Below are 14,742 nucleotides of genomic sequence, written 5' to 3' on the forward strand. Positions count from 1 at the left end.
GCTCGGAAGCACCCGGAGGGCGCCCTCAGGAGACGATGAGGAAGATGCCGTATCCGACGGCGGCCGCGCACAGCGCGAAGCAGGCGTACGCGCCGGTGCGCAGGAGCGCGTTGGGAGCGACGGGCGCGGCGACGGTGCCGTCCGGCTGCTCCTGGGCCTTGCGGGGCGCGGTGCCGACGATGCCGAGGGTGAAGACGCCGACGAGCGCGACGGTCACGACGAGGCTGACGCCGAAGACCTGGCCGAGGGCTTCCCAGTTGATCTGCATGACGGGGTTCCTTGGTTCCTTAGCTCGTCGCCGCGGCGGGGGCGGCGGGGGCGGAGGAGGCGGTCGCCGGGGCGGCGGCCAGGGGGCCGGCCGGCGGCGGGGCGACGGCCTGGAGGGCGGCGGTGATGACGCCGGCGGGCTCGAGGGGCTCGGCGTCCACGCCCTGCGGCTGGTTGAGGTCGTTGACGTTGTCGTGCGTCACCGGCTTGCGGCGCGAGGCCAGCCAGATCGCGCCCGAGACGCCGAGGCCGAGGACGGCGACCGCGGCCACGCCCCAGTCGCCCTGGTCGGCGAGGAGGGCGGCGCCACCGGCGACCAGGCCCGCGGCGGGCAGGGTCAGGCCCCAGGCCATGACCATGCGGCCGGCGGTGGACCAGCGCACCACGCCGCCCTTGCGGCCGAGGCCGGCGCCCATGATCGAGCCGGAGCAGACCTGGGTGGTGGAGAGCGCGAAGCCGATGTGCGAGGAGGCGAGGATGACGGTCGCGGCGCCGGTCTGGGCGGCGAAGCCCTGGGCGGGCTTGATGTCGGTCAGACCCTTGCCGAGCGTCTGGATGATGCGCCAGCCGCCGAGGTACGTACCGAGCGCGATGGCCAGGCCCGCGGAGACGATGACCCACATGGGCGGGTCGGAGTGCGGGGCGACGACGCCGCCGGCGACCAGCGCGAGGGTGATCACACCCATGGTCTTCTGGGCGTCGTTGGTGCCGTGGGCGAGGGAGACCAGGGCGGCCGAGGCGATCTGCCCGGCGCGGTAGCCCTTGGCGGTCTCCTGCTCGTCGCGGCCCCGGGCGAGGCGGTAGGTGAGCCGGGTCGCGCACCAGGCGGCGATGCCGGCCACCAGCGGCGCGGCGACGGCCGGGATGAGGACCTTCATCACGACCTTGTCGGTGTTGACCGCGTCGAAGCCGACGGCGACGACCGTGGCACCGATCAGGCCGCCGAAGAGGGCGTGCGAGGAGCTGGAGGGAAGGCCCGCGAGCCAGGTCAGCAGGTTCCAGACGATCGCGCCGACGAGCCCGGCGAAGATCACTTCCGGCCTGATGCCCGCGGTCTCGTCGATGATCCCGCCGGAGATCGTCTTGGCGACCTCAACGGACAGGAACGCGCCGACGAGGTTGAGCACGGCCGACATGGCCACGGCCACCTTGGGCTTGAGGGCCCCGGTGGAGATGGTGGTGGCCATGGCGTTGGCCGTGTCGTGGAAGCCGTTCGTAAAGTCGAACACCAAGGCCGTGACGATCACGATCCCGATGAGAAGCGTGATGTTTTCCATTCACCCAGGCAATCAGCTCGATGGTCAGTACGCGGCGACCGTAGGGACTCAGGGTGAACGGAAGGTGAACTGGGCCCGGCCGGACCATTTCGTGAACCGGAGGCGACGACCGATGAGTGCGCAGGAAGAGATCAGCGGCAGCGGACGCGACGCCGGCCCGGCGGCCGAGGACCCAAGGCGCGCCTGGGCCGAGGTGGTGGCCACGGCCCGCCGCACCACGGCCGACGGGCTGGTCGTCGGCACCTCCGGCAACGTCTCCGCCAGGGTCGGGGACGTGGTGCTCGTCACGCCCAGCGGCGTCCCCTACGACCGTCTGGGCCCCGACGACATCACCGGAGTCGACCTCGCCGGCCGCCAGGTGATCGGCGAACTGACCCCCACCAGCGAGCTGCCCATGCACCTCGCCGTCTACCGCGCCACCGACGCCGCCGCGATCGTGCACACCCACGCCGTGCACGCCACGGCCGTCTCCACCCTCGTCGACGAGGTCCCGCTGATCCACTACATGGCCGCCGCCCTCGGCGGCCCCGTCCGCGTCGCCCCCTACGCCGTCTACGGCAGCGACGAACTGGCCGCCCACGTCCTCGCCGCCCTCGACGGCCGCAGCGGCTGCCTGCTGCGCAACCACGGAACCCTCACGTACGGCGCCACCCTCGAGCAGGCCCTGGACCGCACCGCCCAGCTCGAGTGGATGTGCCGGGTCTGGCTCGCCGCCGCCACCGTCCCCGGCCGCGCCCCGGCCCTGCTCACCCCCGGGCAGCTGGACGAGACGGCCGCCCGGCTGCGCGGCTACGGGCAGCGGGGGGAGTGACCCCGGGCCCCGGCGCGCACGTCCCGCGGGCGCGGCGCGCCGGGCCGCCACGCCCACTGGCCCCGGCCGGGGCCCGAGCCCACACTGGGGGTGATGGACCCGCGCCGGGCGGCGGCCCTGACCGCCGCCACCGTGATCGGTGCCGGAGCGGCCGCGGTGGCGGCCGGACGGTACGCCGGTGACGCTGCCCTCAAGGCCGGCCCCGGCCGGCCGCCGCCCGGCGAGGCGAGGATCGCCGTCCACGACACCGGCCCGGGCACCGTCACGCTCACCCGCACCCCCGCCGCGCTGCGCCCCGGCACCTACGGCCTGACCGGGCGCGGCGTGCACGCCGTGATCGGGGGCGTGGTGGCCGACGTCTCGCACCCCCACCACTGCGTCGTACGGCGCCTGGAGCGCGTCGCGCACGGCAGTCCGCGGCAGGGCGACCACGTCTGGCTGACCCCGCGGCTGCACGCGGGCAACCCGCGCGACGCGCTCGGCCTGGACCACGCCGACGTGGACGTGCCCGGCGAGCTGGGACCGCTGCCCGCCTGGTTCGTGCCCGCCGCCCGCGACACCTGGGTGATCACCGTGCACGGCCTGGGCACCACGCGCGAGCACGCCATGAACCTCCTGCCGTTCCTGCACGCCCAGCGGCTGCCCGTGCTCGCCGTCACCTACCGGGGCGACCCCGGAGCACCCCGCCCGGCGCACGGAATCAGCCACTTCGGCGCGAGGGAATGGCGGGATCTCGATGCCGCCCTGCGGTACGCCCTGCGCCACGGCGCCCGCCGCGTCGTGCTGCACGGCTGGTCCACCGGCGCCACCATGGCCCTGCTCGCCGCCCAGGAGTCCTCGCTCGGTCGCCATGTCGCCGGCCTCGTGCTGGACTCCCCGGTCCTCGACTGGCCCGCCGCGCTGCGCGCCCTCGCCGCCCACCGCGTCCCGGCACCACTCATTCCGCTTGCGGTCCGGGCGACCGAGGGCAGGATCGGCCTCGCCCCCGGCAGCCTGCTGGACGCCGCCGACCCGGCCCACGTGTCCGTACCCACCCTCGTGGTGCACGGCACCGACGACCCCCTCGCGCCGCTGGAGCACTCCCGCGAACTCGCCGCCGGACGACCGGAACTGATCACCCTGCGGACCGTCCGCGGAGCCGGCCACGCCGGGTCCTGGAACGTCGATCCGGCGGGCTACGAGGAGACCCTGCGGCGCTTCCTGATCCCCCTGATGTAGCGGGCGCGCGCGGCGCCCGCGCCCTGCCTGCGACTTCCCATCACGGGGTGCGCGCGGCCGGATAGTTGATTCCGATTGGGTTTTCGGAGCGTGAACGGCAAGACTGCTCCTGTGACGTCCCGTACTCCGCGCGACTCCCGGCTCAGACTCGTCCCCCGACAGCCGATCGCCGCCGCCCGCCGGGCCGTGGCGAACCGGGGCTCCCGCCCGGCGCCCCGACCGCCCGCAGGCACCCCGGCCCGGCCGGAACTGGCCCGGCAGGCCAGAGCAGGACTCGCCGGCGCGGTCCGGCTGGCCCGCTGGGCCGCCGACGAGTGCGCCCGCGGCGGCGGGTTGTGCGACGAGACCGTCGACCGGGCCGCCGCGGCACTGGGACTGACGGCCGGCCAGGTGCGCTCCGAGTGGGACCGCGCCCGCCTCGCCGGGCTCCTCGAGCTCCACGACGGCACCGCCCGCCCCGGCTGGCGGCTGCAGGCCTGGGACCGCGACGACAGCGCCGTGCTGCGCGGCTGGGTCGCCCTCTTCGACGCCTGGTCGCTCGCCCACCCCGAGCCCGCCGGCACCGACCCGACCCTCGCCGCCGAGGTCGTCGAGGCCGCCCCCCAGCTGCTGTCCGTCATGCACCTGTCGGCCGGCCCGGTCTCCGTCGCCATGCTGCTCGACCTGCTCCAGCAGCGCGTCGCGGAGATCCGCGCCGAACGCTGCGAGGTCCCCTACGGCACCCAGCCGCCCCCGGCCCCCGCTCCCGCCCCGGTCGCCGGGGATCCGCTCCCCGAGCTGCTCGACTGGGCGCTGCGCGGCCTCGCCTCCGTGGGCGCGCTCGTCATGCGGGGCGACGCCGGGGCGCGCGCCGAGGCCCTGCTCACGCCCCTGGGGAACTGGGCGGTGTGGGTCAAGCTCGAGCAGATCTGCGTCGCCGCGCAGAGCCCCGCCGGCAACATCGAACTGTCCGCCGAGGCCATGCTGCGCGGCTGCGCCGACCTCACCCCCGGGCCCGCCCGCGCCGAGTACCGCGCCTGGCTGGCCGCCCGGCCCGTGCGCAGCGCCGTCGCCGAGCTCCTGGACGCCGCCCGCGCCGACGACGCCATGGTCCGGGGCCTGGCCTTCGAGGCCCTGCGGGCGGTCGGCGCCCCCGCCGAGCCCACCGTACGGTCGGCGGCCGAGGAGCCGGTGCTGCGCCCGTACGCCCTGCTGTGGCTCGCCGAGCACGAGGGGCACGACCCCGAGGAGGCGGCGGAGGTCCTCACGCGGGAGGAGGCGACGTGGCTGTGGGTGGACACGGCCGCCGCCGTCGCGGACCACGGGGAGAGCCGGCTGCTGGTCCGCCACCTCGACTCCGCCGTCCAGGGCACGGTCCCCGGCCTGCTGGAGGAGGTACGGGCCGTAGGGCACCCCCGCACGGTCCAGGTGCTGGTCGCGCTGGCGGCCGCCCACCCCGACCCGGCGCTGGCCAAGGCCGTGCGCCGGGCCGCCTTCCAGGTGCACCGGGGCGGCGCCTGACCGGGGCCGGGATCCTCAGCCGGTGATTCACGGCCCCTTCGGGGCGTATGTGCCGAAGGTCCAGATGTTGCCCCCGACATCCCGCGCCATGTAGTCGCGGGAGCCGTACTCCTGGTCCGTCGGGGGCGTCAGGACCTCCACGCCGTGCTCCACCGCCCGCGCGTGGTGGGCGTCGGCGTCCTCGACGACGACATAGACCCCCGCCGGGCCCGCCTGCCGCATCGCGTGGTCGAAGACGCCGCCGCGTCCCCGGGAGCCGATCATCACCATGCCGTTGCCGTAGACCAGCTCGGCGTGCAGCACGGTGCCGTCCTCGCTCTCGTACAGCGCGGTCCGCAGGAAGCCGAAGGCCTCCGTGAGCTGGCGGATCGCCGCCTGCGCGTCGTCGTACAGCAGGGCGGGGGAGACGGCCGGCGAGGCCGTGGGGGTGTCCGTCATGACGCTCGCTCCTCGTGCGCCGGCGGAAGGTGTCGCGACGCCGCGGGTCGCCCCGAGGGCCCGGCACCCCTCAGGCCAGGGCTTTCCACCCCGAGTATCGGCGAACCGAGCCCTCCCCGCCCCTTCCGGCGTGCCAGGGGGCGGCGCACGAGGCCCGCGAATCCGCTTGCGCGCCCCCGTTAGACTGGTCCGCATGGCATTCCTCCTCGCGCATTAGACGGCGTCATCGCGACCCCAGTCCGTCCCACCGCCGTCCACTTCGCCCAGGAGTAGAAACCCCCGTGATCACCGCCTCCGGTATCGAGCTGCGCGCCGGCGCACGCGTCCTCATCGAGTCCGCCAGCTTCCGCATCGCCAAGGGCGACCGCGTCGGCCTGGTCGGCCGCAACGGCGCCGGCAAGACCACCCTCACCAAGTGCCTCGCCGGTGAGGGCATCCCCGCCGCGGGCAACATCGCCCGCTCCGGCGAGGTCGGCTACCTCCCGCAGGACCCCCGCACCGGCGACCTCGACGTCCTCGCCCGCGACCGCATCCTCTCCGCGCGCGGCCTGGACTCCGTCCTGCGCAAGATGCGCGAGAACGAGGACCGGATGGCCAACGGCAAGGGCGCCACCCGCGAGCGCGCGATGAAGAAGTACGAGCGCCTGGAGACGGAGTTCCTCACCAAGGGTGGGTACGCCGCCGAGGCGGAGGCCGCGACCATCGCCGCCAGCCTGGGCCTGCCCGACCGCATCCTGACCCAGCCGCTGCACACCCTCTCCGGCGGCCAGCGCCGCCGCGTCGAGCTGGCCCGGATCCTCTTCTCGGACGCCGACACGCTGCTCCTGGACGAGCCCACCAACCACCTCGACGCCGACTCCATCGCCTGGCTGCGGGACTACCTCAGGACCTACCGCGGCGGCTTCATCGTCATCTCCCACGACGTCGACCTCGTCGAGACCGTCGTCAACAAGGTCTTCTACCTCGACGCCAACCGCTCGACCATCGACGTCTACAACATGGGCTGGAAGCTTTACCAGCAGCAGCGCGAGGCCGACGAGAAGCGCCGCAAGCGCGAGCGCCAGAACGCCGAGAAGAAGGCCGCGGCCCTCAATTCGCAGGCCGACAAGATGCGCGCCAAGGCCACCAAGACCGTCGCCGCGCAGAACATGGCCAAGCGCGCCGAGCGGCTGCTCAAGGGCCTGGACGAGGTCCGCGTCTCCGACAAGGTCGCCAAGCTGCGCTTCCCCGAGCCCGCGCCCTGCGGCAAGACCCCGCTGACGGCGGAGGGCCTGTCGAAGTCCTACGGCTCGCTGGAGATCTTCACCGACGTCGACCTGGCCATCGACAAGGGCTCCCGCGTGGTCATCCTCGGCCTCAACGGCGCCGGCAAGACCACCCTGCTGCGGCTGCTCGCCGGCACGGAGAAGCCCGACACCGGCCAGGTCACCCCCGGCCACGGCCTCAAGCTCGGCTACTACGCCCAGGAGCACGAGACGCTCGACCCGGACCGCACGGTCCTGGAGAACATGCGCTCCTCCGCTCCCGACCTGGACCTCGTCGAGGTCCGCAAGACGCTGGGCTCGTTCCTGTTCTCCGGCGACGACGTCGACAAGCCCGCGGGCGTGCTCTCCGGCGGTGAGAAGACCCGGCTGGCCCTGGCCACGCTGGTGGTCTCCTCCGCCAACGTCCTCCTGCTGGACGAGCCCACCAACAACCTCGACCCCGCCAGCCGCGAGGAGATCCTCGGCGCCCTGCGCACCTACAAGGGCGCGGTCGTGCTGGTGACGCACGACGAGGGCGCCGTGGACGCGCTCGAGCCCGAGCGGATCATCCTGCTGCCCGACGGCGTCGAGGACCTGTGGGGCCCGGACTACGCGGACCTGGTGGCACTCGCCTGACGGGTCGCACCCCGGCTTCTTGATCAGTGTGGTCCGGATCATTCGGCCGACGGGTGATCCATCATCTGAGTGAGGGCGGCTCGTACCCCCACACCTCCCCGTGCCCCGGCGCACGCGCTGTGCGAGGTGCGGGGCGCCGTTCGCGCCGCGCGGGGGAGTGCCCCGTCTGACCTGCCGCTTCACCTCGCCACCCGTACGGCCGTACGAGCCGGATCACCTGGAATCGCCTGCTCCGAGGGCCCTCCCGGCCGGAAAACGCGGGATCTCTTTCCCGCGGACTTCGCATCGACCTTGCCGAATGGGTGGCCAGGAGGCCGCCTAGGGGTGATCATGAGAGACAAGAGGCGCATCTCCCATGAGGAGGCACGGGTGGCCGAGACTCTGAAGAAGGGCAGCCGGGTGACCGGCGCCGCGCGCGAAAAGCTCGCGGCAGACCTGAAGAAGAAGTACGACTCCGGTGCGAGTATCAGGGCGCTGGCCGAAGAGACCGGTCGCTCCTATGGCTTCGTGCACCGGATGCTCAGCGAATCCGGCGTGATCCTGCGAGGTCGCGGCGGAGCAACGCGCGGCAAGAAGGCCGCCTCGGCCTGACGCCGCGCACTCCCAGCACAGCAGTCAGGACAGTCCCACCCGGTCGGCCGACCGGCCGACCGGGTGGTTACTGTGCAGTCAACCAACGCGACTGCGGCCGATTCGGAGGCCCCCATGACTGCTCGCAAAACCCTGCTCGACCAGGACGGCGTACAGCTCACCGTCGAGGACACGGTTGCCACCGTCACGCTCACCCATCCCGCCAAGCGCAACGCTCAGTCGCCCGCGCTGTGGCGGGCGCTGACCGAAGCGGGCCGGCTGCTGCCGGGTTCCGTGCGGGTGGTGGTGCTCAGGGGAGAGGGCAAGTCCTTCTCCGCGGGCCTCGACCGCCAGGCCTTCACCCCCGAGGGCTTCGACGGCGAGCCCTCCTTCATCGACCTCGCACGCGGCACGGACGAGGCGCTCGACGCCGAAATCGCCACGTACCAAGAGGCGTTCACCTGGTGGCGGCGCAACGACATCGTCTCCATAGCGGCCGTGCAGGGCCATGCCATCGGCGCCGGCTTCCAGCTCGCTCTGGCGTGCGACCTGCGGGTCTGCGCGGACGACGCCCAGTTCGCGATGCGCGAGACCAGCCTGGGCCTGGTGCCCGACCTCGGCGGCACCCAGCCGCTGGTGTCGCTCGTCGGCTACGCCCGCGCGCTCGAGATCTGCGCCACCGGACGCTTCGTCTCCGCCACCGAGGCCGAGCTCACGGGCCTGGCCAACGTGGTCGTCCCCGCCGCCGAACTCTCGGGGGCCGTCGACGACTTGACCGCCGCCCTGCTGGCCGCCCCGCGCGACGCCGTCATCGAGACCAAGGCCCTGCTGCGCGGCGCGGCCGGCCGCACCTACGACGAGCAGCGCGTCGCCGAGCGCGCCGCCCAGGGCCGCCGCCTGCGCGATCTCGCGGGGCTCGGGGAGTAACGGCCCCGGCCGGAGTTCGTCGCCGCCCGGGCGGGGTACGTGGACCCCGCCTATGGTGGCGATGAGGACCGGAAGAAAGGCGGCCGACGATGGCGGACACCGTGAGCCCGAATCCCCAGACCGGAAAGAGCGGCCCGAGCGGCGGCCACGGCAAGCAGCCGCCGGTCGCCCCCGCGGACCGCGGCCGCACCACCATCGCCGACGGCGTGGTGGAGAAGATCGCGGGCCTGGCCGCCCGGGAGGTGCTCGGCGTCCATGCCATGGGCGGCGGGCTCGCCCGCACCTTCGGGGCCGTGCGCGACCGCGTCCCCGGCGGCGGCAAATCCCCCAGCCGGGGAGTGAAGGCCGAGGTCGGCGAGGTCCAGACGGCCCTGGACCTGGAGATCGTCGTGGACTACGGCGTGGCGATCACCGAGGTCGCCCGCGCCGTGCGGGTGAATGTCATCGAGGCCGTGGAGCGCATGACGGGCCTGGAGGTCGTCGAGGTCAACATCGCCGTGACCGACGTGAAGTTGCCGGACGAGGAAGAGGAAGAGCCGGAGCCGAGGATCCAGTAGGCCGGACGGGCCGGGTGAGGAGCGCACGATGAGTATGGCCACGACCGGGATGATCGCCGGTATGGGCCTGGCGTTCGCCGGGTACTTCGGCGGGTTCGGGGCCTTCCTGCTGGTGGCGGCGCTGGGCGCCATAGGCTTCGTGGCGGGCCGGTTCCTCGACGGGGACCTCGAGCTCGGCGACTTCTTCCGCCCGCGCGACGGGAGCGGGAGGTAGCGCGTGGAGGCACGAGAGGTGGTGGAGCCCGCCGTGCGCGGCGCGACCCGTATCGCCGACCAGGTCGTCGCCAAGATCGCCATGCAGGCGGCGCGGGAGGCGCTCGGCGCACCCACGCCGGACGGCCACGAGCCCCCGCGCACCTCGGTCTCCGTGCACGACGGCTCCGCACGGGTAAGAGTCTCGGTGGAGCTCGGCTATCCGGCGGACATCGGCGCCCGCTGCCGTGCGGTACGGCAGCGGATCACCGAACGCGTCAGGACACTGGCGGGCATGGAGGTCCCGGAGGTGGTGATCACGGTGGAGCGGCTGCACTCCGCGCACGGCGAACGCTCGGGCGGGGAGCGGGTGCGATGAGCGATCCCGCACCACCGCAGAAGAGCCCCGGCCCCGACGACGGCCCCGTGCACGACGGCCCTGTGCACGACGGCGGGGCACACCGCTTCTGGTCGGCCCGTCGGCTGCCCGCCGCACTGGTGGCGGCCGCCGTGCTGGGCGCCGCCGGGGTCCTCCTCTACGACATCGTCTCCGTACGGTCCGGCCACCCGGCCATGGGCTGGCGCCGCCACCTGGCCCACGCCCTCGCCACCCGCCACCTCGACGACCCCTTGATCGCCGGCGGCGCGGCCCTGGCGGTCCTGCTCGGCCTCTGGCTGATCGTGCTGGCCGCCACCCCGGGCCTGCGCCGGGTGCTGCCGATGCGCCGCATCTCCCCGGACGTACGCGCCGGGCTCGACCGGGCGGCGGCCGCGCTGGTACTGCGGGACCGGGCCATGGAGGTCGCCGGGGTGCGGTCCGTGCGGGTCGACGTCCGCCGCCGGGTGGTCAGGGTCCGCGCCCAGTCCCACTTCCGGGACCTGGACGAGGTGCGCACGGACGTGAACACCGTGCTGGCCGAGGGCGTCAGAGAGCTGGGCCTGGCCCGCCAGGCGTCGCTGTCCGTGCACGTCCACCGCCCCGCGAAGAGGTGAACGCCCGGTGCTGAGGACCGCCAACCGGATCCTGCTGGGGCTGGCCGGCGTGCTGCTGCTGGCGCTCGGCGCCGCCGTGCTCGCCGGGGCGCTGGACCTGCCCCGGCGCTGGGGCGTCACCCTGCCGACGGCCTGGCCCTTCGCCGGGCCGGACGACGTGCCACTGAGCGCCGCACGCCGGCGGGGATGGGGCCGGCACGGCTGGTGGTGGCCCACGGTCATCGCGGCGCTGGGCGTCGTCGTGGCGCTGTCCCTGGGCTGGCTGCTCGCCCAGGCGCGCAGGCACCGGCTGCGCGAGGTGGGCGTCGACAGCGGCGACGGCGAGACGGTCGTGGTGCGCGGCCACGCCCTTCAGGACGCGCTGGCGGCCGAGGCGGCGGCGCTCGAGGGCGTGGACGACGCCGTGATCACCCTGACCGGGCGGCGCACGGCCCCCCGGGCGCGCATCGGCCTCACCCTCGCCCCGCACGCCCGGCCCGCCGGTGCCCTGCGGCGCCTGGACGCCGAGGTCCTGCGGCACGCCCGTACCTCCGCGGGCCTGCTCCGCCTGCCGGCGGAGGTACGGCTGCGGGCGGTTCGCCACCCCGCGCGCCGGGTGGGCTGAGGGCGCGCCCACCCATCGGACACGCCCTAGAAGCCGTGCCGGGCGCCGCCGTCGACGGGCAGCATCACGCCCGTCAGGTACGACGCCGCCGGGGACAGGACGAACGCCGCCGTCCTGCCGAACTCCTCCGGGTTGCCGTAGCGGCCGAGCGGGATGGCCTGCGAGCGGCGGGCCCGCGTCGCCTCGGGGTCGCCGGAGAGCGCGTCGAGTTCGCGCAGCCGGTCGGTGTTGATGCGGCCGGGCAGCAGCCCGACCACGCGGATGCCGCGCGGGCCCAGGTCCACCGACAGCGACTTGGCGAAGCCCGCCAGGCCCGGGCGCAGGCCGTTGGAGATCGCGAGGCCGGGGATCGGCTCGTGGACCGACGCCGACAGCACGAAGCCGATCACCCCGCCCTCGCCCAGCTCCGCGGCCGCGGTGCGGGCCATGCGGACCGCGCCGAGGAAGACGGACTCGAAGGCCGCCTGCCATTGGTCGTCGCCGTTGTCGGCCGCCGAGCCGGGCGGCGGGCCGCCGACGCTGATCAGTACGCCGTCGAAGCGCCCGAAGCGCTCCCGGGCGGTGGCGACGAGGCGCTCGGCCGCCGTGGGGTCGGCGTTGTCGGCGCCCACCCCGACCGCACGCGGGCCGATCTTCTCGGCCGCCGCGGCCGCGGCGGCGGCGTCCCGCCCGGAGACGACGACGCCCGCGCCTTCGGCCGCCAGCTCACATGCGGTGGCGAAGCCCAGCCCGCGGCTCGCGCCGGTCACCACGTACGCCCTGTCCTTCAGTCCAAGATCCATAGGGTCAGTGTGCCGTGTCCTCGCCGGTCAGGAGAAGGGCGGTGCCCACGAGCCCGATGTGGCTGAAGGCCTGGGGGAAGTTCCCCAGCTGCCGGCCGGCACGGGGGTCGAACTCCTCGGCGAGCAGGCCGACGTCGTTGCGGACGGCGAGCAGCCGCTCGAACAGCTCCCGGGCCTCCTTCTCCCGCCCGGTCATGCACAGCGCGTCGGCCAGCCAGAACGAGCAGGCGAGGAACGCGCCCTCGCCGCCCGGCAGCCCGTCCACGGGCGCCTCGTCCGGGGCGTCGTCCAGGCTGTAGCGGCGGATGAACCCGTCGCGCCTCAGCTCCCGCCGCACCGCGTCGACCGTGCCGACGACGCGCGGATCGCCGGGCGGCAGGAAGCCCACGCGGGGGATGAGCAGGGTGGCCGCGTCCAGGTCGCGCGATCCGTAGTACTGGGTGAAGGTGTTGCGCTCCTTGTCGTAGCCCTTCTCGCAGACCTCGCGGTGGACCTCGTCGCGCATCGCCCGCCAGCCCTCGAGGTCGCCGGGCAGGCGCGGGTCGTGCTCCAGGGTGCGCACCGCCCGGTCGGCGGCCACCCAGGCCATGACCTTGGAGTGCACGAAGTGCCGGCGCGGGCCGCGGATCTCCCACAGGCCCTCGTCCGGCTCGCGCCAGTGGTCCTTGAGGAAGTCCAGGAAGCAGCGCTGGATGTTCCAGGCGTGCGGCCGCCCGCCGCCGAGCCCGCCGCCGCGGGCCGCGTACAGGGAGTCGATGACCTCGCCGTAGACGTCGAGCTGCAGCTGGCCGACCGCCTCGTTGCCGGTGCGCACCGGGGTGGACCGCTCGTATCCCGGCAGCCAGGACAGCTCCCGCTCGGGCAGCCGCCGCTCGCCCGCCAGCCCGTACATCGTCTGCAGGTCGCCGGGGTCGCCGGCGACGGCGCGCAGCAGCCAGTCCCGCCAGGCGGCGGCCTCGTCCTCGTAGCCCAGGGCGAACAGGGAGTTCAGGGTGAGGGTGGAGTCCCGCAGCCAGCAGTAGCGGTAGTCCCAGTTGCGGACGCCGCCGATCTCCTCGGGCAGGGAGGTGGTGGGGGCGGCGACGATGCCGCCGGTGGGGGCGTAGGTGAGGGCCTTGAGGGTGATCAGCGAGCGGACCACGGCCTCCCGGTGCGGCCCCCGGTAGCGGCAGCGCGCGGCCCACTCCCGCCAGTCCTCCAGGCTGTGCCGCAGCGACTCGTGCGGGTCGACGAGCCGGGGTCGGGCCTCGTGGGAGGGATGCCAGGTGAGGACGAAGGCGACCGTCTCGCCGGCCTCGACGGTGAACTCGGAGCGGGTGCTGAAGTCCTCCCCGTAGGTGCGTACGGGCGGCTCGCTGCGCAGCCAGACCGAGTCGGGCCCGGCGACGGCGACGCGGTGGCCGTCGCTGCGCCGTATCCAGGGGACGATGGCGCCGTAGTCGAAGCGCAGTCGCAGCACGCTCCGCATCTCCACGCCGCCGCTGACGCCCTCGACGATGCGCACGAGGTCGGGGGCGCGGTCGCGCTGGGGCATGAAGTCGGTGACCTTGACGGTGCCGTCGTCGGTCTCCCACACGGATTCGAGGACCAGGGAGTCCTCGAGGTAGGCGCGCCGGGTGCAGGCGCCGGCCCCGGCGGGGGCGAGCCGCCAGTGGCCGTTGTCCTCGTCGCCCAGGAGCGCGGTGAAGCAGGCGGGGGAGTCGAAGCGGGGCAGGCACAGCCAGTCGACGGAACCGTCGCGGCCGACCAGGGCGCCGGTCTGCAGATCGCCGATGAGTGCGTAGTCCTCGATGAGTGCCACGCGGGGCGTCTTCCCTGACCGGGCGGCGGCTACTCGGGGCCGGAGGCTGTCCGGGCGACGCCGGCGGCGTCCTCGGGAGCACTGCCGGACTCGGGCGCGCGCCCGTCGCCGCCCTCCTCCGTGGCCTCCGCCGCCTCCGCCTCGGCTGCTGCCGCCGCCTCGGCGCGGTCGCGGCGCTCGCGGCGGACCAGGATGAACCAGCCGACGGGCACGAAGGCGGAGAACAGCCACCACTGCACGGCGTAGGCCATGTGCGGGCCGATGCCGCTGTGGTCGGGGGCGGACAGCGGCCGCGGCTGGTTCTTTCCGGCGGGGGAGGTGAGTTCGACGTAGCCGCCGAGCAGGGTGCGGTGCAGCTCCCCGGCGCGCTGCGCGCTGCTGATGAGCATCACCTGGCGCGGCGGCAGGCCCGCGGTGTTCTTGATGCCGCTGGCCGTGGTCTCGTCGGCCCTGAGCCGGCCGGTGACGGTGACCTTGCCGGCCGGGGCGGCGGGCACGTCGGGGAACTTGGTCAGGTCGCCGTTCGCCGGGACCCAGCCGCGGTTGACCAGGACGGCACGGCCGTCCGCCATGACCAGCGGCGTGAGGACGAAGTAGCCCTGGTTGCCGTCGTCGTCGGTGCGCATCCGCACCACGACCTCGCCCTTGGGGTCGTACGTACCGCTCGCGGTGACCGTGCGCCAGACGTCGTCGCGCGCCACCGCGCGCCCGGGGCCGGTGAGCTCGGTCACGGGCACGGGATCGGAGGCCAGGCTCCGGGCGATCTGATCGTTCCGCGCTACCCGGTGCTCGTGGCGATGCAGCTGCCAGAAGCCCAGTTGGATCATCGCCGGGATGAGGGCGAGCGCCACGAGTGTGGTGATCACCCACTGCCGGGACAACAGGAAGCGGTACACGCTTTGACGGTACCTGGTGGGGTTCGCCC

General features: G+C 74.2%; 17 protein-coding genes. 11 read left to right on the plus strand and 6 right to left on the minus strand.

Going from position 1 to position 14,742, the window contains the following annotated elements; all coding sequences use genetic code 11:
* Positions 1-25 precede the first annotated feature (25 nt).
* Both AB4K12_RS09785 and AB4K12_RS09790 read right to left on the minus strand, forming a co-directional pair.
* Positions 26-268, minus strand: a complete 243-nt coding sequence (locus AB4K12_RS09785; RefSeq protein WP_086574205.1) for a hypothetical protein — start codon at positions 266-268, stop codon at positions 26-28.
* A 19-nt stretch (positions 269-287) separates the two neighbouring features.
* Positions 288-1,544, minus strand: coding sequence for an anion permease (locus AB4K12_RS09790; RefSeq protein WP_368433782.1), 1,257 nt, complete (start codon positions 1,542-1,544; stop codon positions 288-290).
* Positions 1,545-1,656: 112 nt separating this feature from the next.
* Between AB4K12_RS09790 and AB4K12_RS09795 the strand changes: the two genes are divergently transcribed.
* From AB4K12_RS09795 to AB4K12_RS09805, 3 genes are all read left to right on the plus strand, one after another.
* Positions 1,657-2,355 carry a class II aldolase/adducin family protein gene (locus AB4K12_RS09795; protein ID WP_368433783.1) on the plus strand — a complete coding sequence of 233 codons (699 nt, stop codon included), beginning with the start codon at positions 1,657-1,659 and terminating at the stop codon, positions 2,353-2,355.
* A 93-nt stretch (positions 2,356-2,448) separates the two neighbouring features.
* Positions 2,449-3,573: an alpha/beta hydrolase gene (locus tag AB4K12_RS09800; RefSeq protein ID WP_368433784.1), complete on the plus strand. Its 1,125-nt coding sequence runs from the start codon at positions 2,449-2,451 to the stop codon at positions 3,571-3,573.
* Positions 3,574-3,684: 111 nt separating this feature from the next.
* Positions 3,685-5,073, plus strand: a complete 1,389-nt coding sequence (locus AB4K12_RS09805) for a hypothetical protein (protein WP_368433785.1) — start codon at positions 3,685-3,687, stop codon at positions 5,071-5,073.
* A 27-nt stretch (positions 5,074-5,100) separates the two neighbouring features.
* Here AB4K12_RS09805 and AB4K12_RS09810 read toward each other — a convergent pair whose 3' ends face one another.
* Positions 5,101-5,511 (minus strand): VOC family protein, encoded by a 411-nt coding sequence (locus tag AB4K12_RS09810; protein WP_368433786.1) that lies wholly within the window; start codon positions 5,509-5,511, stop codon positions 5,101-5,103.
* Positions 5,512-5,792: 281 nt separating this feature from the next.
* Between AB4K12_RS09810 and AB4K12_RS09815 the strand changes: the two genes are divergently transcribed.
* The 8 genes from AB4K12_RS09815 (at position 5,793) to amaP (ending at position 11,234) form a co-directional block, all read left to right on the plus strand.
* Entirely contained in the window at positions 5,793-7,391 is a 1,599-nt protein-coding gene (locus AB4K12_RS09815) for an ABC-F family ATP-binding cassette domain-containing protein (protein ID WP_362257145.1), read from the plus strand.
* A 369-nt stretch (positions 7,392-7,760) separates the two neighbouring features.
* Positions 7,761-7,982, plus strand: coding sequence for a helix-turn-helix domain-containing protein (locus AB4K12_RS09820; RefSeq protein ID WP_030366669.1), 222 nt, complete (start codon positions 7,761-7,763; stop codon positions 7,980-7,982).
* A 114-nt stretch (positions 7,983-8,096) separates the two neighbouring features.
* On the plus strand, positions 8,097-8,888 hold the full coding sequence (locus AB4K12_RS09825) for an enoyl-CoA hydratase/isomerase family protein (RefSeq protein WP_368433787.1): 792 nt from the start codon (positions 8,097-8,099) through the stop codon (positions 8,886-8,888).
* Positions 8,889-8,977: 89 nt separating this feature from the next.
* Positions 8,978-9,445: an Asp23/Gls24 family envelope stress response protein gene (locus AB4K12_RS09830; RefSeq protein WP_368433788.1), complete on the plus strand. Its 468-nt coding sequence runs from the start codon at positions 8,978-8,980 to the stop codon at positions 9,443-9,445.
* Positions 9,446-9,473: 28 nt separating this feature from the next.
* Complete coding sequence (locus AB4K12_RS09835) at positions 9,474-9,659, plus strand: hypothetical protein (protein ID WP_368433789.1); 186 nt, start codon at positions 9,474-9,476, stop codon at positions 9,657-9,659.
* 3 nt (positions 9,660-9,662) lie between these two features.
* Complete coding sequence (locus AB4K12_RS09840; protein ID WP_368433790.1) at positions 9,663-10,016, plus strand: Asp23/Gls24 family envelope stress response protein; 354 nt, start codon at positions 9,663-9,665, stop codon at positions 10,014-10,016.
* Positions 10,013-10,630, plus strand: a complete 618-nt coding sequence (locus AB4K12_RS09845) for a DUF6286 domain-containing protein (protein WP_368433791.1) — start codon at positions 10,013-10,015, stop codon at positions 10,628-10,630. Before AB4K12_RS09840 ends, AB4K12_RS09845 begins: the two co-directional genes overlap by 4 nt.
* Before the next feature lie 7 nt (positions 10,631-10,637).
* On the plus strand, positions 10,638-11,234 hold the full coding sequence (amaP, locus tag AB4K12_RS09850) for an alkaline shock response membrane anchor protein AmaP (protein WP_368433792.1): 597 nt from the start codon (positions 10,638-10,640) through the stop codon (positions 11,232-11,234).
* Positions 11,235-11,260: 26 nt separating this feature from the next.
* On the opposite strand, the gene AB4K12_RS09855 is transcribed toward amaP, so the two are convergent.
* From AB4K12_RS09855 to AB4K12_RS09865, 3 genes are read right to left on the minus strand one after another with little or no spacing between them, the layout of a single operon-like run.
* Positions 11,261-12,016, minus strand: a complete 756-nt coding sequence (locus tag AB4K12_RS09855) for an SDR family oxidoreductase (RefSeq protein ID WP_368433793.1) — start codon at positions 12,014-12,016, stop codon at positions 11,261-11,263.
* Positions 12,017-12,020: 4 nt separating this feature from the next.
* The gene (locus AB4K12_RS09860; protein WP_368433794.1) at positions 12,021-13,817 is read right to left on the minus strand and encodes a glycoside hydrolase family 15 protein; all 1,797 of its coding nucleotides are present in this window, start codon (positions 13,815-13,817) and stop codon (positions 12,021-12,023) included.
* Positions 13,818-13,846: 29 nt separating this feature from the next.
* Positions 13,847-14,713 (minus strand): SURF1 family protein, encoded by an 867-nt coding sequence (locus AB4K12_RS09865; protein ID WP_368433795.1) that lies wholly within the window; start codon positions 14,711-14,713, stop codon positions 13,847-13,849.
* Positions 14,714-14,742: the final 29 nt, after the last annotated feature.

It is taken from the genome of Streptomyces sp. C36, from assembly GCF_040932295.1.
Classification (GTDB): Bacteria; Actinomycetota; Actinomycetes; order Streptomycetales; family Streptomycetaceae; genus Streptomyces; species Streptomyces triculaminicus.